Genomic DNA, 25,648 nt, shown 5'->3' on the forward strand with positions numbered 1-25,648 from the left:
CTTCATGGTGTGTCTCCTTGGTCTTCAAACAGGGCGTCCGCGACGCCTAGCGCCTGGGGCAGGCGCAGCCCGAACAGGCTGCCGGACAGCGGCTGCGCGGCGAGCGCATCGCGGCCCAGGTCCGTGCGGGCGGTGGTGAGCATCAATTGGTCGCCGCCCTCGCCGCCGATGGCGGGGCAGCTCGTGTGGGCGGCCGGCGCGGTGAACACCGCCATCAGCTGCCCCTCGGGGTCGTAGCGCGCCACGCGGCCCGCGCCCCATTGCGCGTTCCACAGGCAGCCTTGGGCGTCGATGACGGAGCCGTCGGGGGAGGCGCCGGCATGGTCGATCTGCGTGAACGGGCGGATGTTGGCGACCTGCGCGGTCTCGGCGTCGTAGTCGCACCGCTGGATGCGCCGGGACATCGAGTCGCAGAAGTACATCGTGCGACCGTCCAGGCTGAAGCAGATGCTGTTGGCGATGGCCACCGCCGGCAGAGCCAGGCGGCGCAGGCCGTGGTCCGTCGAGTACTGGTAGAAGCTGGCGATGGGGCGCTTTTCCTTCGCCTCGTTCAGCGTGCCGAAGACGAAGCGGCCGCTGCGGTCGGTGCGACCGTCGTTGATGCGGGTGCGTGGCTCGGCGGCGTCGACGGGTGCGAGGGTCTGCAGCTGGGTCAGCTCCAGGTTCTCCCCCAGCGTCGCGATGGCCACGCGCTTGGCCAGGCCCAGCAGCACGCGGCCGGAGCGGCAGTGGGCGAAGCTGCCGAGGCGATCCGGCAGGCGGCAGAACTGCGGCCCCGACGCGCCGGGCTTCCAGGCATGGAGCGTGGCGGCCTCGATGTCGGTCCACCACCAGCGGCCGCCGTGCCACAACAGGCCTTCGCCGAGCGTGGCGTTGTGGGCCAGCACGAGGTCGAGCCTCGCCTCCGTCACCACGACATTCATGGCGTGATGACCACGCGGCGCACCGGCAGCAGGCGGGCGCCGCGCAGCTCGGCCACCTGGGCCTGGCCGTCGGCGAACTTGGGGCGGTGCGCGGCGTCGATGTAGACCGGCGCGTCGGCTCGCAGCGGCAGCACGCCCAGGCTGAGCTTGGCGCCCGGCTTGAGCCCGAACTGGCGCAGGCCGATCTGCCAGCGCTGGCCGTTGTAGTACCAGTCGTCCAGCATCCGCGTGCCGGCGAAGACGCGGCCGATGTCGCCGACGAAGTCCAGCTCCAGCAGCACGTCCTCGGCCTTGGGGGCGAGTTGCTGGGGCAGCTTCAGCGACCAGGTCGCCGCCGCGGCGAAGGCCTCGGGGATGGGCTGCAGCGCCGCGCCGGCGAGGCCGCCCTTGAGGATGCGCGGCGCATTGCGGGCCTCGCGCGTGGCGCTGACCTGCAGCGCCGGCTCGCCGGTGTCGGCCTTGAACTCGAGGTGCTGCAGCGGGCCGTCCTCGCGCACCAGCAGGCCGTTCGCACGCGGCTTGGCGAGCGCGGGGAAGACGGCCGCATGCAGCGGCTCGGTGGCCAGGCCGCGCAACTGCAGCTTGCCATCGGCCACCCAGGCCTGCTGGTCGCTGAAGACCAGGCGGCGCTGGCCTGCAATGTCGAGGATCTGCAGCTTGGCGACTTCCTCATGCGACAGCAGCAGCACGCTGACGGCGCGCCCGCCCGCCTTGCCGATGGGCAGCAGCTGCCCGCCCTCCGACGACATCGCCTTGACGCCGTCGGCGAGCGCGAACTCGGCCTGAACACCCGCCGTCGGCGCGAACACATGGACGATGCCCTGCGTGCCTGCATCCAGCCGCGCAACCGGCTGGGCCGTCGCATAGCGCAGCTTCACGCCGTCGAGGTCGAGGTTGATCGGCCAGACGAAGTAGGCGCCGCTCGGGATGTCGATCGGCTGGCTCGGCAGCGTGACGGCGCCGCCGGGCAGTTGCACCTCGAAGCGCACGCCGGCCTGCGCCGGCATCGGGTACTGCCGCACATGGTTGTTGAAGAACAGGAAGCCGGCGTCGCCCTTGCTGCGCACGGACCAACGCGGCGTCTGCAGGTCGTTGAGCGAGGCCGGCACGCGCTCGGGCTGGCGCACCGTCATCGTCGCGAGCTGGGCGCCATGGTCGCGCAGGAAGTAGTGGAAGGGGCGCAGCTTGGCGAGCACCGGGCGCTGCTGGCCGTCGGGGCCCAGCGGCGCCTGGAAGTCGTAGCTGATGCGCGGCGTGTCGTTGTAGCCGCCGCTGAGCGAGCTTTCCTCCAGGCCCGTACCGCCGGCGCCCACTGGGTTGCGGCCGCCGTGGAACATGTAGTAGCCCAGCAGATTGACGCCCGAGCCCAGCTGCACCGGCAGCATGGACGCGATGTCGTCGGGCGAGACCAGCGTGCGGCGGCGGTACATGGCCGGCAGGCCCGCGCCGTATTCCGCGCCCAGGAAGGGCACCTTGTCCTTGTCGGTCTCGGCGGTGCCCCGACCATGGGCCTGGGTCTGCGCGCCGAGGTCGCCGCTGACACGGGTGTCGAAGCGGAAGGCGTAGGTCTCCTTGGCCGGCAGCTCGGTCGTGCTCCTGGCCCAGGGTTCGTCGGGGTAGCCGCCGAACACCGGCGTGACTTCGCCCGACGGGTAGACCGCGCCGTCCCAGCCGGTCACGGTGTACAGCGGCACATCCATGCCGGCCTTCACGGCCAGGCGCTTGAGGGCGGCGATGTGCGCCTCGCCCTGGCCGGGGCCGTTGAGGTTGTATTCGTTCTCCAGCTGCACGCCGATGACCGGGCCGCCGTCTTTCCACAGCAGGCCCTTGAGCTGGCTGCCGATCTCGGTGTACAGGCGCTCGACGTGGCCCATGTACTCGGCGTCATTGCCACGCGTGGGCATGGCGTCGACGATCCAGTCGGGGATGCCGCCATAGCGCGCCTCGCCGTGCGCCCACGGGCCCAGGCGCACCACCACCTGCAGGCCGGCGGCCTGGGCGAGCTGCACGAAGCGGCGCAGGTCGCGGTTGCCCTTCCAGTCGAAACCGCCCGGCTGCCCCTGGTGGTGGTTCCAGAACACATAGCTGGCGACGATGTCGATGCCGGCGGCCTTCATCAGGCGCAGCTGCGCGTCCCATTGGGACGCAGGTGCGCGGCTGTAGTGGTACTCGCCCATGACCGGCAACCAGGGCTTGCCGCCCTGCAGCAGGTACTGGCTGTTGGCGGCCAGCGTCCCGCCCTTGGGCGAGCGCGCCGTGCCCAGTTTGAGGTAGCCGGTCTGCGGCGCGGGCGCCTCGGCGCGCGCGTCGAGTTTGAGCAGCGTCTGTGCGCCCGCCGCGGTGCTCAGGGCCGCGGACAGCAGTGCTGCGCCGAACAAGCGGTTCATGCCGATCCCTGGCTCAGAGCGCGTGCCAAGCCTGCACGAAGGCGTGGGCACGCTGGCCCACCTCGGCAGCAGAGAGGCCGGGGCTGTAGAGCGCCGAGCCGAGGCCGAAGCCGGCCGCGCCGGCCTTGACGTAGACGGCCATCGTGTCGGGGGCGATGCCGCCCACCGGCAGCAGGCGCAGCTCGCGCGGCAGCACCGCGCGCATGGCCTTCATGACGGTCGGCGTGACCAGTTCGGCCGGGAACAGCTTGACCGCGTCCGCGCCGGCGGCGACGGCGGCGAAGGCTTCGGTCGGCGTGGCCGCACCCGGCACGCAGAACAGGCCGCGCGCCTTGGCTTCGCGGATGACCGCGACATCGGCATGCGGCATGACGATGAGCTTGCCGCCCACGGCCTGCACGTCGGCCACGGCCTGCGTGCTCAGCACGGTGCCGGCACCAACGACGGTGTCGGCCGGCATGCGGCGCGCCAGGCGGCCGATGGAATCGAGCGCGTCGGGCGAGTTCAGCGGCACCTCGATGACGCGAAAGCCTTCGCCGTGCAGGGCGTCGGCAATCGACTCGACCTCCTCGGGCTTGACGCCGCGCAGGATGGCGACGAGAGGCAGGGCTTGCAGGGCGGCGTTCAGCATCAGATCAACTTCATGGTTTGCGCCAGCCGCCACAGGCCGGCGGGCGCGGTGTTGTCCAGCAGCAGCGGCGCGGGCTGGCCGAAGCGCGTGAGCGCCTGCACATAACGCGCGCACAGGGCTGGGTCGCCGACAAGGGCGATGCGGCCGGGCGCGGCGCCGCGCAGCTCGCTGGCGATCTCATGGCCGATCAGCAGGCCCGACAGGTAGTCCGGCAGCTGCTCGGGCGCGAGCTGCTTGAAGAGGCCCAGCGTGCGCACGGCGAACAGCTGGTGGGCCAGGCCCCCCTCCTCCCGCGCCGCGTCCATGCCTTGCAGGAAGGCCTCGGGCGCCGTCGGCGAGGCGCCATCGGCCGGCATCAGCCGGGCCAGCACCGAATGCTGGCGCAGCAGCGCGAACAGCTCGCCCGTCATGTGGGTGGCAAAACCGGTCACCCGGCCGTCGCGCACGCGCGCCCACTTGGAATGGGTGCCCGGCAGCACCAGGCAGGCCTCGTCGGCGAGCTCGGGATGCAGCGCAAGCGCGCCGACGATCTGCGTCTCCTCGCCACGCATGACATCGGGCTGGGCCGCGTCGTCGACCAGGCCGGGGACGATGCTTAAGCGCTCGTCCAGCTTCAGCACCTGGCCGGCCAGCGCCGCGGCATCGGCGGGGCAGCGCACATAAGGCGCCTCGCGCCAGCCGTACTGGCTGCCCACCATGCCGCAGGCCAGCAGCTGCAGCGCAGGGTGGTCGGCGCGCCAGTCGCCGATGAGATCGCCCAGCGCGCGGGCATAGGCCTCCGCGCCGTGCAGCGTCGCGGCGCCGTCGTTGGACTGACGCGTGGCCAGCACCTTGCCGCCGTCACCCAGCAGGAAGGCACGCAGCCGCGTGCTGCCCCAGTCCAGCGCGATGAGTTTCGCGTCAGGCATCACCACTCTGCGACGCTGCCGTCCGCGTGGCGCCAGACCGGGTTGCGCCAGTCGGGCGGGTTCTTGGCGGCCTCGATGACGCGCTCCTCGTCGATTTCGACACCCAGGCCTGGCTTGCGCAACGGGTTGATGAAGCCGTTCTCGATGCGGAAGTCGTCGGCGTTCTTGACGAAGTCCAGCAGCTCGGCACCCTTGTTGTAGTGGATGCCCATGCTCTGCTCCTGCAGCACGGCGTTGTGGGACACGAAGTCCACCGCCAGGCAGGACGCCAGCGCCACCGGGCCCAACGGGCAGTGCGGCGCGAAGGCGACGTCGTGCGCCTCGGCCATGGACGCGATCTTGAAGCACTCGGTGATGCCGCCGGCATGCGACAGGTCGGGCTGGACGATGGAAATGCCGCCGGCCTGGAAGACGCGCTTGAAGTCGAAGCGCGAGAACATGCGCTCGCCGGCCGCCAGCGGGATGCTGGTGTATTCGGCCAGGCGCGGGTACTGCTCGGCCTGCTCGGCCAGCACCGGCTCCTCGACGAACAGCGGGCGGTAGGGCTCCAGCGCCTTCAGCAGCGGCTTGGCCATCGGCGCGGCGACACGGCCATGGAAGTCGATGCCGAACTCGATGTCGTTGCCGAAGGCCTCGCGGATCTCCGCGATGCGGGCCACGGCTTCGTCCACCTTGCGGGCGCTGTCGACGATGGCGAGTTCCTCGGTGCCATTCATCTTGAAGGTGTCGAAGCCGCCTTCGCGCAGCCGCTTGATGTCGCGGATGACGTCGGCCGGACGGTCGCCGCCGACCCAGGAATAGACCTTCATCTTGTCGCGTACCAGGCCGCCGAGCAGCTCGTAGACCGGCTGGCCCATGACCTTGCCCTTGATGTCCCACAGCGCCTGGTCGATGCCGGCGATCGCGCTCATCAGGATGGGGCCGCCGCGATAGAAGCCGGCGCGGTACATGACCTGCCACAGGTCGTTGATGCGGGACGGGTCCTGGCCGACGAGGTACTCGGACAACTCATGCACGGCCGCCTCGACAGTGCGCGCGCGGCCCTCGATGACGGGCTCACCCCAGCCGACGACGCCTTCGTCGGTTTCGATCTTCAGGAACATCCACCGCGGCGGGACGCGGTAGGTCGTCAGCTTCGTGATTCGCATGGCTCAAGGCTCGTTCAGGAACGGCCGCGAGCTTAGGAGGGGCTGCTAGTTCTGAAATATCGTTTCTTTGGCGGTTTCTATATGTAGTTCACATAGAAACCTATCTACTTGCTGGACGGGCCGCCCTGAGCGTGACAAGCGCCTCACTGCCATCGGGGTAAACCCTTGCGTATCCTGGTGTTAACCCTTAGAATGAACTCGTTTCAATAAAGACCAAAGGGAAAGAAATGGAACTGCTGCTTGTCACTCTCGCCTTCTCCGTTGTGGCCGTCGTGGCCCAACTCGGCGACGTCGCTACGACCAAGTTCGGCGCTCAAAACGCCTGATTCACGAGGAATAACGTCAGATAGCTGTTCAGGCCGGGTCCTCACCCGCTGTTTGGACGGTTGACGCATCACCACGTGATGCATTTTTTGCGATGTCGATAGGCGTTGATTTCTCAACGACGTGTCGGCAACGCCGAATGGGGAGTCGGATGCAAAGTCCGATGCAGGCCTAGCGCCTCCCCTGAGCCAGCCGGTTGATTCCTGACGGCGGGCCGCTCCGAACCCACCAGCATCCCGTGTTGCGGCGTTTCGCCGCCACACGGCCAATGTCGTTCGCGCGAGCCTGATCGTTAAGGCCGATTCATGTTCAAACGCAACTGAGAGTCATTCGCATTAGCGCTAAAGTCGAATTTTGACTTCCTCAGTGCCGTCTTCAGCGGCAGGCCTTTCGCATGAAGCACAAGACCCTCGCCGCCCTCCTCCCGCTGGCAGCGGCGACCGGCGCGGTGTTCGCCCAGGTGGACACCGTCGTAGAGCCCCGTCCCACCGCCGAAGCCACGCTGCCCGTCGTTCGCGTGACGGCCAAGGCCGCGGGGGCCCAAAGCAGCAGCGGCGCCGCACGCCTGGAGATGACGCTGCGCGACACGCCGCAGTCCATCACGGTCATCAGCGCCCAACAGATCCAGGATTTCGGCCTCACCGAGATCACCCGGCTGCTCGACCTGACGCCCGGCGTGCTCGTCGAGCGCGTCGAGACCGACCGCACCTATTTCAGCGCGCGCGGCTTCGACATCACCAACGTCCAGGTCGACGGCCTCGGCCTGCCCTTCGCCAACGGCGCGCAATGGGGTGCGCTGGACACCGCCGCCTTCGAGCGCGTGGAGGTGCTGCGTGGCGCCACGGGCCTGTTGGCGGGGACCGGCAACCCGTCGGCGACGGTCAACTTCATCCGCAAACGCGCCAGCGACAAGCGCTTCGCCGCCAGCGCCGCGCTGACGTTGGGCTCCTGGAACCAGCAACGCCTGCAGACCGACCTGAGCAGCGGCCTGAACGCCGACAGTTCGCTGCGCGGCCGCCTCGTGCTCGTCGACGAGGACAAGGACAGCCACCTCGACCGCTACGGCCAGCACCGCAGCGTCGCCTACGGCGTACTGGAGCTCGACCTCGGCACCAGCACGCAGCTGACCGCCGGCATCCACGCCCAGCGCAGCAAGGCGCGCAGCCCGATGTGGGGCGCCCTGCCGCTGGTGGACAGCACCGGCCGGCGCGTCGACTACCCGCGCAACACGAGCAGCGCCGCCGACTGGGCCTGGTGGACCAACCGCGACACCGAAGTCTTCGCCGAGCTCAGCCACGACCTCGGCAGCGGCTGGCAGACCCGCGCCACCGTCTCGCGCAAGCGCCGCAGCACGCCCAGCGAGCTGCTCTACGTCTATGGCGCGCCCGACACCGGCCTGATGGCCTACCCCTCGGCCTTCGACGGCAAGTACGTCGACACGGTGGCCGACCTGTTCGTCTCCGGCCCCTTCACGCTGGCCGGCCGCCGGCACCAGCTGATGTTCGGGCTGAATGCCGGCCGCCAGACGCTGGACGAGCTGTCGCGCTACGCCGCCAACATCGGCGCCCCGGTGCCGCCGCTGCAGGGCTGGGACGGCAGCTTTCCCAAACCGGCCTTCGGCGCCTCGACGGGCTACTCCGACACGACGCGCCGCCGCCAGAGCGCCTACGCCGCCACGCAGTTCAACGCGAGCGACGCGCTCAAGATAGTTGCCGGCTTCAACGCCACGCGCGTGAAGAGCAGCGGCATCAGCTACGGCGTCGCGCAGGACTACCAGCACGATGCCGTGAAGCCTTACCTCGGCGCCGTGCTGGACCTGAACGCCACCTACAGCGCCTACGCCAGCTATGCCGAGGTCTTCAACCCGCAGCTGGAGGCCGACATCAACCGCAATGCGCTGGACCCGCTGGAGGGCAGCAACCTCGAGGCCGGCCTGAAGGCCGCCTGGCTGGACGGCCAGCTGACCGGCGCGGCCGCGCTGTTCCGCACGCGCCAGCGCAACGTGCCCGTCATCGCCGGCCAGCACCCCGACTTCAGCAACTACTACACCGGCATCGCCGCCTCCAGCACCGGCTATGAACTGGAGCTGTCCGGCCGGCTGAGCCCCGATTGGAGCCTGTCCGGCGGCTGGACGCAGCTGCGCCTGAAGGGCAGCAACGGCGAGGACGTGAACCGCTACATCCCGCGCCGCGTGCTGCGCCTGGCCTCGACCTACCAGGCCCTGCCCCGGCTCAAGCTCGGCGCCGCGCTGCGCTGGCAAAGCGGCATCAGCGACGCCACCGGCGCCGTGCAGCAGAAGGCCTACGGCGTGCTGGACCTGAACGGCAGCTACGAGTTCAACCGGCAGTGGAGCGCCAGCCTGGCCGTCAACAACGTCAACGACGCGAACTACCTGGGCAGCCTGAAATGGGACCAGGCCTATTACGCCGCGCCGCGCAGCGTCAACGCGGCGCTCAGTTGGAAGTATTGAGCGGGGCGCTGTGCCGGTCGACCCACTGATACAGCGCACCGCGCGCCACCCCGCGCTGTAGCTTCACGCCCGCGCGGCCGGCGGCTGCAATGGCGGCATGAATGAGATGCTGCCGCTGCTGACCTACTGCGTGCTGATGTCCAGCACACCCGGGCCCAACAACATGATGATGGTCGCCTGCGGCGCCCACCACGGCTACCGGCGCACGCTGCCGGCCATCCTCGGCATCAACGCCGGCGGCGCGGTGCAGACCTTCGCCACCTGCATGGGCCTGGGCGCGTTGTTCACCGCCTGGCCGGCCCTGCATGTCGCGCTGAAGCTGGCCGGCACGCTCTACCTGCTGGTGCTGGCCTGGCGCCTCGTCGGCAGCCCGGTCGCCCAGGACCGCCCGCCCGAGCAGGTGAGCTTTGCGCAGGCGGCGATGTTCCAGGCTGTCAACCCCAAGAGCTGGGTCAAGGCGGTCACCATCGCGTCGGTCTTCATGCCCGTGCAACTCGGCGTGGTGCAAGGCGCGCTGCTCGTCAGCCTCGTCGGCGCGGTCATCGGCTTTCCCTGCATCTCGATGTGGGCGCTGTTCGGCGTGGGCATCGGCCGGGTGCTGTCCAGCCCGGTGCGGCGGCGCGTCTTCAATGCCATCATGGCCGCCTCCCTGGCCGTGCTCGCCTTGATGTTGATGCGCTGATGTTCTCGCTGGACCGCGATTCCCCCACCCCGCTGGCCGACCAGATCGAGCAGCGCCTGCATGCGTTGATCGCCAGCGCCCAGCTGCCGCCGGGCGCGCGGCTGAACTCCATCCGCCAGCTCGCGTCGCGCCTGGGCGTCAGCCCCAACACCGTCGTCATCGCCTACGACCGGCTGGTCGCCGCCGGCCTGATCGACTCGCGCGGCACGGCCGGCTTCTTCGTCGCCGAGGGCCCGGCCGATGCGATGCCCGACGCCGTGCGCGTGGAGGCCGGCGAGGAGCAGGAGGCCGTCTGGCTGGCCCAGCAGGCCAACGACCAGAAGGCCGGCGTGCTGCTGGCCAGCAGCGGCGCGCTGCCGGCCACCTGGCTGGAGGACGCCATCCCCGCGGCCGCCGTGCAGCGCGGCCTGGCCCGCGCCAGCGCCGGCATGGCCGCGCGCTGCCCGCCGCAGGGCCTGCCGGAGCTGCGCGAGCGCATTGCCACGCTGCTGCGCAGCCAGGGCATCGCCGTCGACGCCGGCCGCGTGCTGACGACCTACGGCGGCACGCATGCCATCGACCTGATCTGCCGCACGCTGCTGCGCCCGGGTGACGCCGTCGCCGTGGAGACGCCGGGCTATTTCCTGCTCTTCGACCGGCTGCGCCAGGCCGGCGTGAACATCATTCCCGTGGCGCGCCGGCCCGATGGCATCGACCTCGAGCAGCTCGACGCCGCCTGCACCCAGCACCGCCCGCGCCTGCTCTTCATCCAGAGCGTGCTGCACAACCCGACCGGCTGGGGCAGCAGCGCCGCCAACCTGCACCGCGTGCTGATGCTGGCACAGCGCCACGGCTTCCTGATCGCCGAGGACGACGTGCAAGGGCACTTCCACCCCCAGGTTCCGAACTCGCCGACGCGGCTGGCGCAGCTGTCGGGGCTGGACCGCGTCATCTACTACTCCAGCTTCTGCAAGGCCATGAGCCCGGCGCTGCGGCTGGGCTACATGGCCGCCGAGCCGGCGCTGATCAAGGCGCTGATGCGCGAGAAGATCGTCTCGGTGCTGACCACCTCCACGCTCAACGAGCTGGTGCTGCTGGAGGTGCTGGCCGCGGGCCGCTGGCGCAAGCACCTGGACCGCCTGCAGCAGCGCCTGAGCACCGCCCGCGCCGCCGCCACGCAGCAGCTGCGCCAGGCCGGCGTGCTGCTGGAGCACCCCGGCGAAGGCGGCCTCTTCCTTTGGGGCGCCGTACCGGCCGGCGTCGATGTGGACAGCGTCGTGAAGGGCGCCTTCCGCCAGGGCATCCTGCTCGTGGGCGGCGCCACCTTCGCCGCCGACGGCGCGCGCGACCCGCACATCCGCTTCAACGCCGCCTTCAGCCAACAACCGCGCCTGGCCGACTACCTGCGCGACCAGCTCAGCGCCGCGGCCAGTGCGCAGCGGGCGCTGGAGCGGGCCCGCGGCCAGCGCCTGCCCCTCTGACGCGCCGACCTCTGCCGCGCTTGCGCTCCATCAAGCCGCGCCGGCCGCGCGGGCCGAACAATGCGCGCATCTTCAAGAACAGCAGCCGCGGCCATGTCACAGGCCGTACTGGCGCCGCAGATGAGCATCGACACGCCCTTCCCCTATGACGGCCCCGCCGCGCTGCGCGAGCCCGTCGAGGCCGCGCTGCGCCGCGTCATCGACCCCGAGCTCGCGCTGACCATCGTCGACGTGGGCCTGATCTACGGCGTCGCCATCGACGCCGCGCAGGCGCGCGTCACGATGACCATGACGTCGCCGGCCTGCCCGGTGACCGACGTCATCCTCGACGATGTCCACGACGAACTCGCCCGGGTGCTGCCCGACGGCATGGCCATAGACACGCAGCTCGTCTGGGAGCCGGCCTGGAACTCCGACCGCCTGAGCCCGCGGGCCCGGCTGTTCATGGGCTGGTGATGCGAGCGCCGGCCCTGCTGCCTGCGCTCGCGGTGGCCGCGCTGCTGGGCGGCGTGGCCGGTGGCCTGGCGCGGCTGGGCCTGACACCCTTCGGGCATGGCGCCTGGTTGGGCCGTGCGGCCGAGATGCACGGCGCGCTGATGATCTGTGGCTTCCTCGCCAGCGTCATCGCGCTGGAGCGCGCCGTCGCGCTGAAGCAGCGCTGGGCCTTCGCCGTGCCGCTGCTGTCCGGCGGCGCGGGGCTGCTGCTGCTGGCGGGGCAGCGCGACATGGCCGCGGGGCTGGGCGTCATGGCTTCGCTCGGCTTCATCGGCGTCAACGTGCAGATCCTGCGCCGGCAGTGCGTGGCCCACACGCTGCTGCTGATGGCCGGCGCGCTGTGCTGGCTGGTCGGCAACCTCGCCTTCGCATTGCAGCGGCCCGGGTTCGACGCGTTGCCCTGGTGGTTCGCGCTGCTGGTGCTGACCATCGCCGCCGAGCGTTTGGAGATGACGCGCATGATGCGGCGCCGGCCGGCCGCCGAGATGCTGTTGTACGGCGTGCTGGCGCTGCTGCTCATCGGCGCCGCCGTCTCGGGTGCGCTGTACGGCGCGGCGCTGGCGGCGCTGGCCGCCTGGCTGCTGCGCCACGACATCGCGCGCCGCACCGTGCGCGCCGAGGGCCTGAGCCGCTACATGGCCGTCTGCCTGCTGGGCGGCTACGGCTGGCTGGCCGTCGCCGGCCTGGCCTGGGCCGCCACCAGCCTGGGCTGGCCGGCGCGCGACGCCGCGCTGCATGCGCTCGGCCTGGGCTTCGTGTTCAGCATGGTCATGGGCCATGCGCCGGTCATCCTGCCGGCCATTGCCGGCATCAAGCTGCGCTACGGCCCCTGGTTCTACGCGCCGCTGGCGCTGCTGCACCTGTCGCTGCTGCTGCGTCTGGTGCCGGGTCATGCCGATCCCGCGCTGCGAGCGCTCGGCGGGCTGCTGAACATGGCGGCGCTGGCCTTGTTCGCGCTGGTCCTGGTGGGCGCGGCGCTGGCATGGCGCCACCTTCGTCGAATGGCTTGACGTGCGTCAACCCCGCGGCGGCGCACCGGGCGCAATATGCATCTGCCGTGCCGGTTTGACAGTCGGTCACCCCACAGCCACAACCCCTCCGCCCCTTGATGGTCGCCCTAACCCACAAATCGTAGACGCGGGAGCACTCATGTCGGAACCCCACAGCGGCACCCTGCCGAGCAAGGCGCGAACGGAGGAGTGGCGCAGCTTCCTCTTCCTCTCGATCGTCATGGCGCCGGTGATCGCCGGCACGGTGATCGTCAGCTACGGCTTCGCCGTCTGGGTGTTCCAGATGTTCGCCGGCCCACCCACCAGCTGAACGCATCCCACCCATGAGCGACGAACTGCACATCACCAGCCTGGTGGTCCACGCCATGCCCAGCCACTGCACCGCGGTCGATGCGCTCATCAACGCACTGCCCGGCGCCCAGATCCACGGCGCGGACGCCAACGGCAAGCGGGTGGTCACGCTGGAAGCACCCACATCCGCCGAGATCCTGGACCAGGTGGCCACGATCCGGCAAGCACCCGGCGTGCTCAGCGTGGCCATGGTCTACCAGCACGCCGAATCGCTCGAATCCCTGAACACGGAGCTCCCCCATGTCCACCACACGACGTGACTTCGTCCGGCAGACCGCCGCCACCGCGGCCGGCACCGTCGCCGGCATCCCCATCGTGCAAGCCCAGAGCGGCAACGCGCTGGCCGATGCCTCGAAGCTGACCTGGTCCAAGGCGCCCTGCCGCTTCTGCGGCACCGGCTGCGGTGTCACAGTCGCCGTGAAGGACAACCGCGTCGTCGCCACGCAAGGCGACCCCGAGGCCGAGGTGAACCGCGGCCTGAACTGCATCAAGGGCTACTTCCTGTCCAAGATCATGTACGGCGAGGACCGGCTGACGACGCCGCTGCTGCGCATGAAGGACGGCCAGTACGCCAAGGACGGCGAGTTCCAGCCCGTGTCCTGGGACAAGGCCTTCGACGTGATGGCCGAGAAGTTCAAGGCCGCGCTGAAGGCCAAGGGCCCGACGTCGGTCGGCATGTTCGGCTCCGGCCAGTGGACGGTCTGGGAGGGCTATGCCGCCTCCAAGCTGATGAAGGCGGGCTTCCGCACCAACAACCTCGACCCCAACGCCCGCCACTGCATGGCCTCGGCGGTCACCGGCTTCATGCGCACCTTCGGCATGGACGAGCCGATGGGCTGCTACGACGACATCGAGGCCGCCACCGCCTTCGTGCTGTGGGGCTCCAACATGGCGGAGATGCACCCCGTCCTGTGGACGCGCGTGACCGACCGGCGCCTGTCCGGGCCCGACGTCAAGGTGGCCGTGCTGTCCACCTTCGAGCATCGCTCCTACGAGCTGGCCGACATCGAGCTGACCTTCAAGCCGCAGACCGACCTGGCGATCCTGAATTTCATCGCCCACCACATCATCTCGACGGGCCGCGTCAACAAGGACTTCGTCAACAAGCACACCAACTTCAAGCTGGGCAATGCCGACATCGGCTACGGCCTGCGGCCCGACCACCCGCTGCAGAAGGCCGCCAAGAACGCCGGTGACCCGACCGGCTCCAAGCCCATCAGCTTCGACGAGTACGCCAAGTTCGTCTCGACCTACACGCTGGACTACACGGCCAACCTGACCGGCGTGCCCAAGAACCGCCTGCTCGCGCTGGCCGAGCTGTACGCCGACCCCAAGGTCAAGGTCATGTCGTTCTGGACCATGGGCTTCAACCAGCACACCCGCGGCACCTGGGCCAACAACCTCGTCTACAACATCCACCTGCTGACCGGCAAGATCGCCACGCCCGGCAACAGCCCGTTCTCGCTGACCGGCCAGCCCTCGGCCTGCGGCACCGCGCGCGAGGTGGGTACCTTCTCGCACCGGCTGCCGGCCGACATGGTGGTGACCAACCCCAAGCACCGCGCCCATACCGAGGAACTCTGGAAGGTGCCCGCCGGCACCATCCCCGAGAAGCCCGGCTTCCATGCCGTGCTGCAGAACCGCATGCTCAAGGACGGCAAGCTCAATGCCTACTGGGTCATGGTCAACAACAACATGCAGGCGGCCGCCAACCTGATGCAGGAGGGCTACCCCGGCTACCGCAACCCCGAGAACTTCATCGTCGTCTCCGATGCCTATCCGACCGTCACGGCGGTCGCGGCCGACCTGATCCTGCCGACGGCGATGTGGGTCGAGAAGGAAGGCGCCTACGGCAACGCCGAGCGCCGCACGCACTTCTGGCACCAGCTCGTCAACGCCCCCGGCGACGCGCGCTCCGACCTGTGGCAGTTGATGGAGTTCTCCAAGCGCTTCAAGATCGAGGAGGTCTGGCCCGAGGAGCTGATCGCCAAGCAGCCGGCCGTGCGCGGCAAGACGCTGTTCGACGTGCTCTACCGCAACGGCCAGGTCGACAAGTTCCCGCTCGCCGACATGGACAAGGCCTACGAGAACGCCGAGTCCAAGGCCTTCGGCTTCTACGTGCAGAAGGGCCTGTTCGAGGAGTACGCCGCCTTCGGCCGCGGTCACGGGCATGACCTGGCCCCGTTCGACGACTATCACAAGGTGCGCGGCCTGCGCTGGCCGGTCGTCGACGGCAAGGAGACGCGGTGGCGCTATCGCGAGGGCACCGACCCTTATGTGAAGGCGGGCAGCGGCTACCAGTTCTACGGCCACCCCGACGGCAAGGCCGTGATCTTCGCGCTGCCCTACGAGCCGCCGGCCGAGTCGCCCGACAAGGAGTTCCCGTTCTGGCTGTCCACCGGCCGCGTGCTGGAGCACTGGCACTCGGGCTCGATGACGCGCCGTGTGCCCGAGCTGCACCGCGCCGTGCCCAACGCGCTGTGCTTCATGCACCCCGAGGATGCCAAGGCCCTCGGCGTGCGGCGCGGCAGCGAGGTCGAGGTGGCGTCACGCCGCGGCAAGATGCGCACGCGTGTCGAGACGCGCGGGCGCAACAAGCCGCCGCGAGGTCTCGTCTTCGTGCCCTGGTTCGACGCCAGCCAGCTGATCAACAAGGTCACGCTGGACGCCACCGATCCGATCTCGCTGCAGACCGACTTCAAGAAGTGCGCGGTCAAGATCACCAAGGTCTGAAGAGGCAAGAAGATCATGAACGTCCTCCGACACCTCACCCTGCTGCTGTGCCTGTGCGCCGGCCTGGCCTCGGCGCAAACGCAGCCGCCGGCCCGCAGCTTCACCGATGCGGCGCGCGGGCCCACGCCCATCACCGAGTCGACCAAGCCGCCGCCGCTGGCCAACGCCATCAACGACGACGTGCGCCGCACCCGCAACTACGCGATGCAGCCGCCCACCATCCCGCACCGCGTGGACGGCTACCAGATCGACAAGAACTTCAACAAGTGCCTGGACTGCCATGCGCGCGCCAGGACCGAGACGTCGCAGGCCGTCCCCGTCAGCATCACGCACTACATGGACCGCGACGGGCGCGTGCTGGGCCAGGTCTCGACGCGGCGCTACTTCTGCATGCAGTGCCACGTCGCACAGGACGCCGCCCGCCCGCTGGTGAACAACACCTTCCAGGACGTCGACACGGTGATCCAGCAGTCGCTGAAGAAGTCGCAGAGTGCCGACAAGGCACCCAAGAAGTAGGCGCATCGCGAAGGCAGCAGCATGTTGAAACTCCTCAAGCGCTACTGGGTGGTCATCCGCCGGCCCAGCGTCCATTTCAGCCTCGGTTTCCTGACCATCGGCGGCTTCATCGGCGGCGTGATGTTCTGGGGCGCCTTCAACACGGCGATGGAACTCACCAACACCGAGAAGTTCTGCACCGGCTGCCACGAGATGCGCGACAACGTGTTCGCCGAGCTGAAGAGCACCATCCACTACACCAACCGATCCGGTGTGCGCGCGGTCTGCTCCGACTGCCACGTGCCGCACAACTGGACCGACAAGATGGCGCGCAAGATGAAGGCCTCCAAGGAGGTCTGGGGCAAGATCTTCGGCACCATCGACACGCGCGAGAAGTTCCTGGACATGCGCCTGGAGCTGGCCCAGCACGAGTGGTCGCGGCTGAAGGCCAACGACTCACTGGAGTGCCGCAACTGCCACAACTACGACTCCATGGACTTCACGCGCCAGAGTGCGCGCGCCCAGGCCATGCACTCGACCTACCTGGCCAACAAAGAGAAGACCTGCATCGACTGCCACAAGGGCATCGCGCACCGGTTGCCGCACATCCCGCCGGGCGACGCGCCGAGCGACACGCCGGGCCAGAAGGTGCCCCACGGCGACGCGTCTGCCGGCTCCGGCGATGCCAAGCCCTGACGGCAGCATGCGCCTCAGCGCCCGCGAACTGCGCTGCCGGCGCGGGGGCCGGCGCGTGTTCGCCGGCCTGAGCTTCGAACTGCATCCCGGCGAGGTGCTGGAACTGCGCGGCGCCAACGGCAGCGGCAAGACCAGCCTGCTGCGCCTGCTCGCAGGCCTCGCGCAACCCAGCGGCGGCGAGCTGCACTGGCAGGGGCGGCCGCTGCTGCCGGGTGACGCCACCTACGCCTGCGACATGGCCTACCTCGGGCACCTGAACGGCGTCAACGCCGACCTCAGCGCCATCGAGAACCTGCGCTTCGCGCAACGCCTGGCCGGCCCGGCCGACACCGCCGCCGACCCGGCTGCGGCGCTGCAGGCCTGGGGTCTGGCCGCACTCGCAGCACAACCGGCACGCCGCCTGTCGCAAGGCCAGCGGCGGCGCCTGGCGCTGGCACGCGTCTGGATGGGCCGGCGCCGGTTGTGGCTGCTGGACGAACCCTGCGCCGCACTGGACACCGCCGGCGAACGCCTCTTCGACACGCGCTTGGCCGAGCACCTGCAGGCCGGCGGCGCGGCTGTCGTCGCCACCCACCACGACCTGACCCTGACAGCCGGCGTGCGCCGCCTCGACCTGGATGCCAGTGCCCCATGCTGACCGCAGTGTTCCTGCGCGAACTGCTGCTGGCGTTGCGGCGGCCGGCCGACGCGCTCGCGGCGCTGCTGTTCTTCGTGCTCGTGTGCAGCCTGTTTCCGCTGGCCATCGGCCCGGATGCGGCACTGCTGCGTGTCATCGGCCCGGGTGTCGTCTGGGTGAGCGCGCTGCTGGCGGTGCTGATCTCGCTGCAGCGCCTGTTCGAGCCCGACCTGGCCGACGGCGGCCTGGAGCAATGGCTGCTGTCGCCGCACCCGCTGACAGCGCTGGTCGCCGCCAAGGTGGCAGCGCACTGGTGCATCGCCTGCCTGCCGCTGGTACTGGCCGCGCCGCTGCTGGCGCTGCAGTACGGGCTGGGCGGCGATGCGGTCGGCCTGCTGGTCGTCGCGCTGCTGCTGGGCACGCCGACGCTGGTGCTGCTGGGTGCGCTCGGCGCGGCGTTGACGCTGGGCGTGCGCGGCCATGTGCTGCTCGCACTGGTGATGCTGCCGATGAGCGTGCCGCCACTCGTGTTCGGCTGCGCGGCGGTGTCGGCCGGGCAGCAGGGGCTGCCGGCCGGCGCGTCGCTGAGCCTGCTGGGCGCCTGCCTCGCGCTGGCGGCCTTCCTGTGCCCCTGGGCCAGCGCGGCCGCGCTGCGGCTGGCGCTGGAGTGACGACATGAACCACGACGTGACGACGGGCCGCCTGCCCCTCACCCCCCGCCGCCCAGCGCCGCGCTGGCGCCGCCTGGCCTCGCCGCCGGTGTTCCACGCCTTCGCCGGCCGGCTCGTGCCGTGGTGCGCCGGCCTCGCCGCGGTGCTGGCGCTGGCCGGCCTGTGGGTGGGCTTCGCCGTCGCGCCGACCGACCACCAGCAGGGCGAGGTCTACCGCATCATCTTCATCCACGTGCCCGCCGCGTGGATGTCCATGTTCATCTACCTCGTCGCGGCGCTGCATGCCGGCCTGGGCCTGGTGTTCGGCACGCGGCTGTCGCCGTTGATGTCGCGCGCGCTGGCGCCCACCGGCGCGCTCTTCACCGTCATCGCGCTGTGGAGCGGCGCCGCCTGGGGCAAGCCGACCTGGGGCGCCTGGTGGGTGTGGGACGCGCGGCTGACGTCGGAGCTGATCCTGCTGTTCCTCTACCTGGCCTACCTCGGCCTGGTGTCCGCCTTCGAGGATCCGCGCCGCGGCGACGGTGCCGGCGCCATCCTGCTGCTGGCCGGCGTCGTCAACGTGCCCATCATCTATTTCTCGGTGCGCTGGTGGAGCACGCTGCACCAGGGTTCGTCGATCCGCTTCGATGCCGCGCCGACGATGACGCACACGATGCTGGCCGGCATGCTCCTGATGGCGCTGGCCTGCTGGGCCTACACGATGGCCGTGGCGCTGGCGCGCGTGCGCTGCCTGATCACCGAACGTGCGGCGCTGGAGGCGCAGTCATGAACCACCCCGACCACGGCTTCTACCTGCTGCTGGCCTACGGCGCCAGCGGCCTGTTGCTGCTGGCCGAGGCGTTGCTGCTGTGGCGGCGCTGCCGCCGCGCCGCGGCGCTCGAAACCGGCGAGGCCGAATGACGCCGCGCCGCCGCCGCCTGCTGTTCGTCGGCCTGGGCCTGGCCGCCGTTGCCACCGCGACCGCCCTGGTGCTGAACGCGCTGAACAGCAACGTGATGTTCTTCTACAGCCCCACGCAAGTGCAGGCCGGCGAGGCGCCGCGCCTGGGCGCGTTCCGGCTCGGCGGGCTGGTCGAGTCCGGCTCGCTGCAGCGCGGCGCCGATGGGCTGGACCTGCGGTTCACCGTCACCGACGGTGCGCGCAGCATCCCGGTGCGCTACCGCGGCCTGCTGCCCGACCTGTTCCGCGAGGGCAAGGGCGTCATCGTCGCCGGCCGGCTGCAGGACGGCGCCGTCTTCACCGCCACCGAGGTGCTGGCCAAGCACGACGAGAACTACATGCCACCCGAGGCCGCCGCGGCGCTGAAGGCCGGCGCCAAGGCCGACGGGGCGCCGCGATGATCCCCGAGGTCGGCGTCTTCGCGCTGGTGCTGGCGCTGCTGGTCGCGACCGTGCAGGCCGTGCTGCCCATGGCGGGCGCGCACTGGGGCGTGGCCGGCTGGATGCGCGTCGCGCGGCCGGCCGCGGCGCTGCAATGCCTGTTCGCGTGGCTGGCCTTCGCCTGCCTGGCGCAGGCCTTCCTCACCGGCGACTTCTCGGTGCGCTACGTCGCCGCGAACTCGCACTCCGAACTGCCGGCCATCTACCGCTTCACGGCCGTGTGGGGCAGCCACGAGGGCTCCATGCTGCTGTGGCAATGCCTGCTGTCGGGCTGGACGCTGGCCGTTGCGCTGTGCAGCCGCCAGCTCCCTCCCGCCTACGTGGCGCGCGTGCTGGCCGTCATGGGCATGATCAGCGTCGGGCTGCTGGCCTTCCTGCTGTTCCTGTCCAACCCCTTCGAGCGGCTGCTGCCCGCCGCGGCCGAGGGGCGCGACCTGAACCCGCTGCTGCAGGACCCCGGCATGGTGCTGCACCCGCCGCTGCTCTACATGGGCTACGTCGGCTTCTCGGTGGCCTTCGCGTTCGGCATCGCGGCGCTGCTCTCGGGCGAACTGAATGCTGCGTGGGCACGCTGGTCGCGGCCCTGGACGCTGGCAGCCTGGAGCTTCCTGACGCTGGGCATCCTGCTCGGCAGCGCCTGGGCCTACTACGTGCTCGGCTGGGGCGGCTGGTGGTTCTGGGACCCGGTCGAGAACGCCTCCTTCATGCCCTGGCTGGTCGGCACGGCGCTGGTCCACTCGCTGATCGTGACCGACCAGCGCGGCGCCTTCCGCGGCTGGACGGTGCTGCTGGCGATCGCGGCCTTCTCGCTGAGCCTGCTGGGCACTTTCCTCGTGCGCTCGGGCGTGCTGACGTCGGTGCACGCCTTCGCAGTGGACCCGGGCCGCGGCCTGTACATCCTGTGCTTCATGGTCGCCGTGGTGGGCGGCTCGCTGCTGCTGTACGGCTGGCGCGCGCCCACCGTCCGCGGCGGCGGCTGGTTCGCGGCGCTGTCGCGCGAGTCGCTGCTGCTCGTCAACAACGTGCTGTTCAGCACCGCCGCGCTGGCCGTGCTGATCGGCACGCTCTACCCGCTGCTGCTGGACGTGCTGGGCGGCGACAAGATCTCCGTCGGCCCGCCCTACTTCGAGGCCGTGTTCGTGCCGCTGGTCGTGCCGGCGCTGATGCTGATGGGCGTGGGCACGATGGCGCGCTTCAAGCGCAGCACCTTGCCCGAGCTGGGCCGCCGGCTGCGCTGGGCGCTGGCCGCCAGCGGCGCGAGCGCGCTGCTGCTGGCCGCGCTGCTGCCGCGCGGTAGTGCGGCGGCCTGGACGCCGCTGTCGGCCTTCGGCCTGCTGCTGGCCACCTGGTGCGTGTGCAGCACGCTGGCGCATGCCTGGCAACGCCTGGCCGGCGCGGATGAGAACGGCACCGACTGGCGCCACCGCATCACACGCCAGCCGCGCGGCTGGTGGGGCATGCTGCTGGCGCACGGGGGCATCGGGCTCTTCGTGTTCGGCGTCACGCTGGCCAACGGCTTCGAGAGCCGGCGCGAGCTGAGCCTGACGCTCGACCAGACCGTCAGCGTCGGCGGCTTCGACTTCCAGCTGCAGCACGTCGACCGCACCACCGGCCCCAACTACGACGCGCAGCGCGGCCATGTCGCCGTCAGCCGCGACGGCCAGCTGTTGACGCTGCTGCGGCCCGAGAAGCGCCAGTACCGCGCCCAGGCCATGCCGCTGAGCCAGGCCGCCATCGACACCGGCCTGACGCGCGACCTCTTCGTCGCGCTGGGCGAGCCCGTCGACGCGCGCACCTGGACGGCGCGCATCCAGGTCAAGCCCTTCATGAGCTGGATCTGGATCGGCTGCGCGCTGATGGCCGCCGGCGGCCTGCTGGCGCTGACCGACCGCCGCTACCGCGCCACCGCCCGGCGCCGCCAGCCGGCCGCGTCGGGCGCCACGCTACCCGGCCGCGCACCGGAGGCCGCCTGATGCGCTTCCTGCTGCCGCTGCTGGCCTTCCTCGCCCTGGCCGTGGTGCTGGGCCTGGGCATGCGGCGCGACCCGCGCGCGCTGCCGTCGGCGCTGGTGGACCAGCCCGCGCCCGCCATCGGCCTGCCGCTGCTGCACGATCCACAGCAACGGCTGGACACCGCGCCGTTGCGCGGCCAGGTATGGCTGCTGAACGTCTGGGCCTCCTGGTGCGAGCCCTGCCGCGCCGAACTGCCGGCGCTGAAGGTGCTGGCCGCGCGCGACGCCGTGCCGCTGTACGGCCTGAACTACAAGGACCGCGATGCCGCGGCGCGCGCGCTGCTGGCCCAGGTCGGCAACCCCTACATCGCCTCCGCCGTCGACGCCGACGGTCGCGTGGGCATGGACTTCGGCGTGCACGGCGTGCCCGAGACCTTCGTCATCGACGCCGCCGGCCGCGTGCGCCTGCGCCACACCGGGCCGGTCACGGCCGAGGTCTGGCGCGACAAGCTGATGCCCGCCGTCAGGACGCTCAGATGAAAGCCCTGCTGCTCGCCTTCATGCTGTGCGCCACGCTGGCGCGGGCCGATGCGCCGGCCGAGCTGGAAGCCCGCGAGGCCCGGCTGGCCGCGCAGCTGCGCTGCGTCGTCTGCCAGAACCAGACCGTGGCCGAGTCGAACGCGCCGCTGGCCGCCGACATGCGCCGCGAGATCCGCACGCAGCTGCAGGCCGGCAGCAGCGACGGCGACGTGATCGCCTTCTTCGAGCAGCGCTACGGCGCCTTCGTGCACTACACGCCGCCGCTGCGGCCGTCGACCTGGCTGCTGTGGGCCGGCCCCTTCGTCGGCGCCGCGGCGGGCATCGCCACGCTGCTGGCCGCGCTGCGCCGTCGCGGCCGGCAGGCGCCGTCTGCCGCATTGAGCGCGGCCGACAAGGCCCGGGCCGAGCGGCTGCTGGCCGAGGAGACCACGCCATGAGCCCGATCTGGACGTTGTGGGGCACGGCGCTGGCGCTGCTGCTCGTCGCGCTGGCCGGGCTGCTGTGGCCGCTGCTGCGCGAGAGCATCGCCCAGCCCGAGGGGCGTGCCGGCATCGAGGCGCGCCTGCGCAGCCTGTACCGCGCCCAACGCGACGAGCTGGACCGCCAGTCACTGCCACCCGCCGATCACCGGCAGGCGGTCGACGAACTGCAGCGCCGCCTGCTCGACGACATCGACCGCGCGGCCGCCACGCCGCAGGCGCGCGCGGCCGACGGCCCGTGGCAGAAGCGCGCGCCCGCCGCCGTGCTCAGCGTGCTGCTGCCGCTGGCGGCGCTGGGGCTGTACCTGCAGGTGGGCGATCCGCGCGCCGCCGCCACGCTCGCGCAAGCGCAGCCCGACACGCACGCCGGCAAGGGCATCGACGCCGATGCCATGGTCGCGCGGCTGGCCGAACGCCTGCAGCAGACGCCGGACGACCTGGAAGGCTGGATGGTGCTGGCCCGCTCCCGCGAGGTGCAGGAGGACTTCCCCGCCGCCGCGCAGGCCTACCAGCGCGCGGCCGATCTGGCGGCGCGCCAGCGGGCGCCGGCCGAGCTGCAGGCGCGTCTGCTGGCGGACCGGGCCGACGCCCTCGCCTCCGCCCGCGGCGGCGCGCTGGACGGCCCGGTGCAGGCCGCGCTCGATGCTGCGCTGGCCCTGCACCCGGACCAGCCCAAGGCCCTCGCCCTGGCCGGCACCGCGGCCGCACGGCGCGGCGACCGCGACGCCGCGCGCCGCCACTGGCAGCGCCTGCTGCCGCTGCTGGAGCCCGACTCCGACATCGCGCTGCGGCTGCAGAACGACATGGCCGGCCTGGATGGCGCGCGCGCCACTGCGCCGCTACCCAACGGCATCACCGGCACCGTCCGCGTTGCCGCAGCACTGCAGGGCAAGGTGCAGCCCGGCGACACCGTCTTCATCGTCGCCCGCTCCGCGGCTGCGGGGCCGGCGCCGCTGGCCGTGCTGCGGCTGCCGGCCTCCGCATTGCCGGCCGACTTCGTGCTCGACGACCGTCATGCGATGTCCCCCACCGGCCCGCGGCTGTCGCAGGCCGTCGACCTGACGATCGAGGCGCGTGTGAGTCCTTCGGGCACGGCACAGCGGCAGCCGGGGCAGCCGGGCAGCCGGGCGCTCGCGGTGCGTGCGGGCAGCCAAGGCGTGGCGCTGGTCATCGACACATTGGGCGCGCGTCCTGCCCCTTGATTCACGCATTCCAAAACCCCACGGCGGTTGTGCTTTCCGGAGGCGCCGCGCGATCGATCGGTTAGGGTTGCCGCTGGACTGACGAAGCAGGAGTGCTCATGGGTACGAGCGTGCGGCACCGTCGCATCCGCGTTGGCGATGTGGACACCTTCTATCGGGAGGCGGGGCCGCCAGGGGCGCCGGTCGTGCTGCTTCCGCACGGCTATCCCTGTTCGTCCTACGAATTCCGCAACCTGATGCCGCGCCTGGCGGACCGCTGGCGGCTCATCGCGCCGGACTACCCGGGCGCCGGGTACAGCGGCACGCCGGAAGGCTTCGACTACAGCTTCGACGGCATCGCCGCGTTCCTCGACGACTTCGTGCGCGAGCTGGGCCTGCACCGCTTCGCTCTCTACCTGCACGATTTCGGCTCGCCCATCGGCGCGCGGCTGGCCATCCGGGCACCCGAGCGGGTGGCGGCGCTCATCATCCAGAACGGCGACATTCCCTACGAAGACGCGCTCGGTCCGAAGTACGCGGAGATCGAGCAGACCTGGACGCTGCCGGCCGCCGAGATGCGCGCCAAGCTGGCGGCATCGATCACCGAGGAGACGTTCAAGGAAGAGTTCCTGAACGCGGTCCGGCCGGAGCTGGCAGATCGCATTCCGCCCGACCTGTGGCAGTTGCACTGGTCGCTGATGACGCCCAGGCGCAAGGAGATCGCGATCGGCCTGATCGCCGGCCTGAAAGAGAACCGCGCCTGGTTCCCGCAGCATCGCAAGTACCTGGCCGAGCACCGCCCGCCCACGCTGATCGTCTGGGGACCGCAGGACGCCTACATGCCCGAGAAATCAGCCCGCGCCTACCTGCGTGACCTGCCTGATGCCGAGTTGCATCTGCTCGACGGCGGGCACTGGCTGCTGGAAACGAACCTGGACGACGTCGTGGCGCGGGTGCGTCACTTCCTCGGGCGTGTCCATGGCGTGTGTAACGGGGAGTAGTAGGGGCTATCAATTTGGCAATACCAATGATGTGAATTGCTAGACTGGTAATACCAAATTGAATCGCGCCGCCGCGATCCGGCCGGCGCGCCATGCTGAGGCGCCGGTTCGACCATCCACGTTGACGTCAGGCGCCGGCTCGCGTGACTCGATCACGCCCCGCCCACGAACCCCTCACTGGATCACATCGATGGCCACGATTCAGGCGTCCTCTTCCAACGCCGCGCAAGCCCTTCACTCGATCCGGCGAACGCTGGGCATCGCGGTGTTCGTCGGGGCGCTCGCCAGTTGCGGCGGCGGTGGGGCGTCCACCGACAGCAGCCCGACGCCCGCGGCGGCACCGGCGTCTTCGCCGTCATCGTCCCCATCGGGCGCGGCCGGCACCGCCAGCGCCGGCTGCGGCAGCGCCGCCAAGCTGAGCACCGGCGAGCAGACCATCAGCTCCGACGGCATGCAGCGGACGTACTGGCTGGAGCTGCCCACGGACTACGACCGCAACAAGACCTATCCGGTCATCATCGGCCTGCACTGGCGCGGCGGCAGCGCCACCGAGGTGCGCACCTGGAACGGCTTCTTCGGGCTCAAGCCGCTGTACGGCAACAACGCGATCTTCATCGCCCCGCAAGGCCTGGATGCAGGCTGGGCCAACAGTGGCGGGCGCGACATCCGCTTCATGCGCAACCTGATCAGCCAGGTCCAGCAAGGCATCTGCACCGACCCGCAACGCGTGTTCGCCACCGGCTTCAGCTTCGGCGGCATGATGTCCAACGCCATCGGCTGCGAGATGGGCGACGTGGTGCGCGCCATCGCCCCCTTGTCAGGGTCGCTCTGGAGCGGGTGCGGCACGTCGACCCACCGGGTGGCGGCGATCTTCGACCACGCGATGGACGACAACACCGTCCCCTACTCGGCAGGGGAGGATGCCCGCAACACCTTCGTGGCCCGCAACAGCTGCAGCGCCACCACCGTGCCCATCGGCACCAACGGCTGCGTGGAGTACCAGGGCTGCAGCGCCGGCAAGCCGGTCGTCTGGTGCGGCCACGCGACCGGTGGCCACTGGCCGCCCAGCTTCGCGGCCAGCGAGACCAAGGCGTTCTTTGATCGGTTCTAGCGCGAC

Annotated in this window: 26 protein-coding genes; 21 read left to right on the forward strand and 5 right to left on the reverse strand. The window is 70.5% G+C overall.

Annotated elements, in window-relative coordinates; all coding sequences use genetic code 11:
* Positions 1 to 2: 2 nt before the first annotated feature.
* From ASD35_RS09120 to dgoD, 5 genes are read right to left on the reverse strand one after another with little or no spacing between them, the layout of a single operon-like run.
* Positions 3 to 923, reverse strand: a complete 921-nt coding sequence (locus tag ASD35_RS09120; RefSeq protein ID WP_056874527.1) for an SMP-30/gluconolactonase/LRE family protein — start codon at positions 921 to 923, stop codon at positions 3 to 5.
* Positions 920 to 3,310 (reverse strand): beta-galactosidase, encoded by a 2,391-nt coding sequence (locus ASD35_RS09125; protein ID WP_056874528.1) that lies wholly within the window; start codon positions 3,308 to 3,310, stop codon positions 920 to 922. The genes ASD35_RS09120 and ASD35_RS09125 overlap by 4 nt, the downstream gene beginning before the upstream one ends.
* A gap of 13 nt (positions 3,311 to 3,323) precedes the next feature.
* The gene (locus ASD35_RS09130; RefSeq protein WP_056874529.1) at positions 3,324 to 3,941 is read right to left on the reverse strand and encodes a 2-dehydro-3-deoxy-6-phosphogalactonate aldolase; all 618 of its coding nucleotides are present in this window, start codon (positions 3,939 to 3,941) and stop codon (positions 3,324 to 3,326) included.
* Positions 3,941 to 4,849, reverse strand: coding sequence for a 2-dehydro-3-deoxygalactonokinase (locus ASD35_RS09135; protein WP_056874530.1), 909 nt, complete (start codon positions 4,847 to 4,849; stop codon positions 3,941 to 3,943). Before ASD35_RS09135 ends, ASD35_RS09130 begins: the two co-directional genes overlap by 1 nt.
* Positions 4,849 to 5,997, reverse strand: coding sequence for a galactonate dehydratase (dgoD, locus tag ASD35_RS09140; protein WP_056874531.1), 1,149 nt, complete (start codon positions 5,995 to 5,997; stop codon positions 4,849 to 4,851). Before dgoD ends, ASD35_RS09135 begins: the two co-directional genes overlap by 1 nt.
* Positions 5,998 to 6,715: 718 nt before the next feature.
* Here dgoD and ASD35_RS09145 point away from each other — a divergent pair.
* The 21 genes from ASD35_RS09145 to ASD35_RS27765 all read left to right on the forward strand — a co-directional run bounded on the left by ASD35_RS09145 (position 6,716) and on the right by ASD35_RS27765 (position 25,642).
* Positions 6,716 to 8,791 (forward strand): TonB-dependent siderophore receptor, encoded by a 2,076-nt coding sequence (locus tag ASD35_RS09145; protein ID WP_056874532.1) that lies wholly within the window; start codon positions 6,716 to 6,718, stop codon positions 8,789 to 8,791.
* 97 nt (positions 8,792 to 8,888) lie between these two features.
* Positions 8,889 to 9,473, forward strand: coding sequence for a LysE family translocator (locus ASD35_RS09150; RefSeq protein ID WP_056874533.1), 585 nt, complete (start codon positions 8,889 to 8,891; stop codon positions 9,471 to 9,473).
* A complete protein-coding gene (locus tag ASD35_RS09155) occupies positions 9,473 to 10,933 on the forward strand; it encodes a PLP-dependent aminotransferase family protein (protein WP_056874534.1) in 1,461 nt (486 codons plus the stop codon). Before ASD35_RS09150 ends, ASD35_RS09155 begins: the two co-directional genes overlap by 1 nt.
* A gap of 120 nt (positions 10,934 to 11,053) precedes the next feature.
* Complete coding sequence (locus ASD35_RS09160) at positions 11,054 to 11,389, forward strand: metal-sulfur cluster assembly factor (RefSeq protein WP_157275462.1); 336 nt, start codon at positions 11,054 to 11,056, stop codon at positions 11,387 to 11,389.
* Positions 11,389 to 12,438, forward strand: coding sequence for a hypothetical protein (locus tag ASD35_RS09165; protein ID WP_056874536.1), 1,050 nt, complete (start codon positions 11,389 to 11,391; stop codon positions 12,436 to 12,438). The genes ASD35_RS09160 and ASD35_RS09165 overlap by 1 nt, the downstream gene beginning before the upstream one ends.
* Positions 12,439 to 12,577: 139 nt before the next feature.
* Positions 12,578 to 12,748: a periplasmic nitrate reductase, NapE protein gene (gene napE, locus ASD35_RS09170; RefSeq protein ID WP_056874537.1), complete on the forward strand. Its 171-nt coding sequence runs from the start codon at positions 12,578 to 12,580 to the stop codon at positions 12,746 to 12,748.
* Between the two features lie 13 nt (positions 12,749 to 12,761).
* Positions 12,762 to 13,049: a chaperone NapD gene (locus ASD35_RS09175; protein WP_157275444.1), complete on the forward strand. Its 288-nt coding sequence runs from the start codon at positions 12,762 to 12,764 to the stop codon at positions 13,047 to 13,049.
* Positions 13,030 to 15,522 carry a periplasmic nitrate reductase subunit alpha gene (napA, locus tag ASD35_RS09180; RefSeq protein WP_056874538.1) on the forward strand — a complete coding sequence of 831 codons (2,493 nt, stop codon included), beginning with the start codon at positions 13,030 to 13,032 and terminating at the stop codon, positions 15,520 to 15,522. Before ASD35_RS09175 ends, napA begins: the two co-directional genes overlap by 20 nt.
* 15 nt (positions 15,523 to 15,537) lie before the next feature.
* Positions 15,538 to 16,038: a nitrate reductase cytochrome c-type subunit gene (locus ASD35_RS09185; protein WP_056874539.1), complete on the forward strand. Its 501-nt coding sequence runs from the start codon at positions 15,538 to 15,540 to the stop codon at positions 16,036 to 16,038.
* 21 nt (positions 16,039 to 16,059) lie between these two features.
* A complete protein-coding gene (locus tag ASD35_RS09190; RefSeq protein WP_056874540.1) occupies positions 16,060 to 16,713 on the forward strand; it encodes a cytochrome c3 family protein in 654 nt (217 codons plus the stop codon).
* Positions 16,700 to 17,350 (forward strand): cytochrome c biogenesis heme-transporting ATPase CcmA, encoded by a 651-nt coding sequence (ccmA, locus tag ASD35_RS09195; protein ID WP_235538278.1) that lies wholly within the window; start codon positions 16,700 to 16,702, stop codon positions 17,348 to 17,350. Before ASD35_RS09190 ends, ccmA begins: the two co-directional genes overlap by 14 nt.
* The gene (gene ccmB / locus ASD35_RS09200; RefSeq protein ID WP_056874542.1) at positions 17,344 to 18,000 is read left to right on the forward strand and encodes a heme exporter protein CcmB; all 657 of its coding nucleotides are present in this window, start codon (positions 17,344 to 17,346) and stop codon (positions 17,998 to 18,000) included. The genes ccmA and ccmB overlap by 7 nt, the downstream gene beginning before the upstream one ends.
* A 4-nt stretch (positions 18,001 to 18,004) precedes the next feature.
* Positions 18,005 to 18,769, forward strand: coding sequence for a heme ABC transporter permease CcmC (gene ccmC / locus ASD35_RS09205; protein WP_082580017.1), 765 nt, complete (start codon positions 18,005 to 18,007; stop codon positions 18,767 to 18,769).
* Entirely contained in the window at positions 18,766 to 18,900 is a 135-nt protein-coding gene (gene ccmD, locus ASD35_RS27070) for a heme exporter protein CcmD (RefSeq protein ID WP_157275445.1), read from the forward strand. Before ccmC ends, ccmD begins: the two co-directional genes overlap by 4 nt.
* Positions 18,897 to 19,340 (forward strand): cytochrome c maturation protein CcmE, encoded by a 444-nt coding sequence (gene ccmE / locus ASD35_RS09210; RefSeq protein WP_056874543.1) that lies wholly within the window; start codon positions 18,897 to 18,899, stop codon positions 19,338 to 19,340. Before ccmD ends, ccmE begins: the two co-directional genes overlap by 4 nt.
* Entirely contained in the window at positions 19,337 to 21,352 is a 2,016-nt protein-coding gene (locus ASD35_RS09215) for a heme lyase CcmF/NrfE family subunit (RefSeq protein ID WP_056874544.1), read from the forward strand. The genes ccmE and ASD35_RS09215 overlap by 4 nt, the downstream gene beginning before the upstream one ends.
* Positions 21,352 to 21,870 carry a DsbE family thiol:disulfide interchange protein gene (locus tag ASD35_RS09220; RefSeq protein WP_056874545.1) on the forward strand — a complete coding sequence of 173 codons (519 nt, stop codon included), beginning with the start codon at positions 21,352 to 21,354 and terminating at the stop codon, positions 21,868 to 21,870. The genes ASD35_RS09215 and ASD35_RS09220 overlap by 1 nt, the downstream gene beginning before the upstream one ends.
* On the forward strand, positions 21,867 to 22,307 hold the full coding sequence (locus ASD35_RS09225; RefSeq protein WP_056874546.1) for a cytochrome c-type biogenesis protein: 441 nt from the start codon (positions 21,867 to 21,869) through the stop codon (positions 22,305 to 22,307). Before ASD35_RS09220 ends, ASD35_RS09225 begins: the two co-directional genes overlap by 4 nt.
* A complete protein-coding gene (ccmI, locus tag ASD35_RS09230; protein WP_082580018.1) occupies positions 22,304 to 23,551 on the forward strand; it encodes a c-type cytochrome biogenesis protein CcmI in 1,248 nt (415 codons plus the stop codon). The genes ASD35_RS09225 and ccmI overlap by 4 nt, the downstream gene beginning before the upstream one ends.
* Before the next feature lie 98 nt (positions 23,552 to 23,649).
* Positions 23,650 to 24,531 carry an alpha/beta fold hydrolase gene (locus ASD35_RS09235; protein ID WP_056874548.1) on the forward strand — a complete coding sequence of 294 codons (882 nt, stop codon included), beginning with the start codon at positions 23,650 to 23,652 and terminating at the stop codon, positions 24,529 to 24,531.
* 190 nt (positions 24,532 to 24,721) lie between these two features.
* Positions 24,722 to 25,642, forward strand: coding sequence for a PHB depolymerase family esterase (locus ASD35_RS27765; RefSeq protein WP_200956015.1), 921 nt, complete (start codon positions 24,722 to 24,724; stop codon positions 25,640 to 25,642).
* Positions 25,643 to 25,648: the final 6 nt, after the last annotated feature.

Origin of the sequence: Pelomonas sp. Root1444, from assembly GCF_001426885.1 — a bacterium.
Lineage (GTDB): Bacteria > Pseudomonadota > Gammaproteobacteria > Burkholderiales > Burkholderiaceae_C > Pelomonas.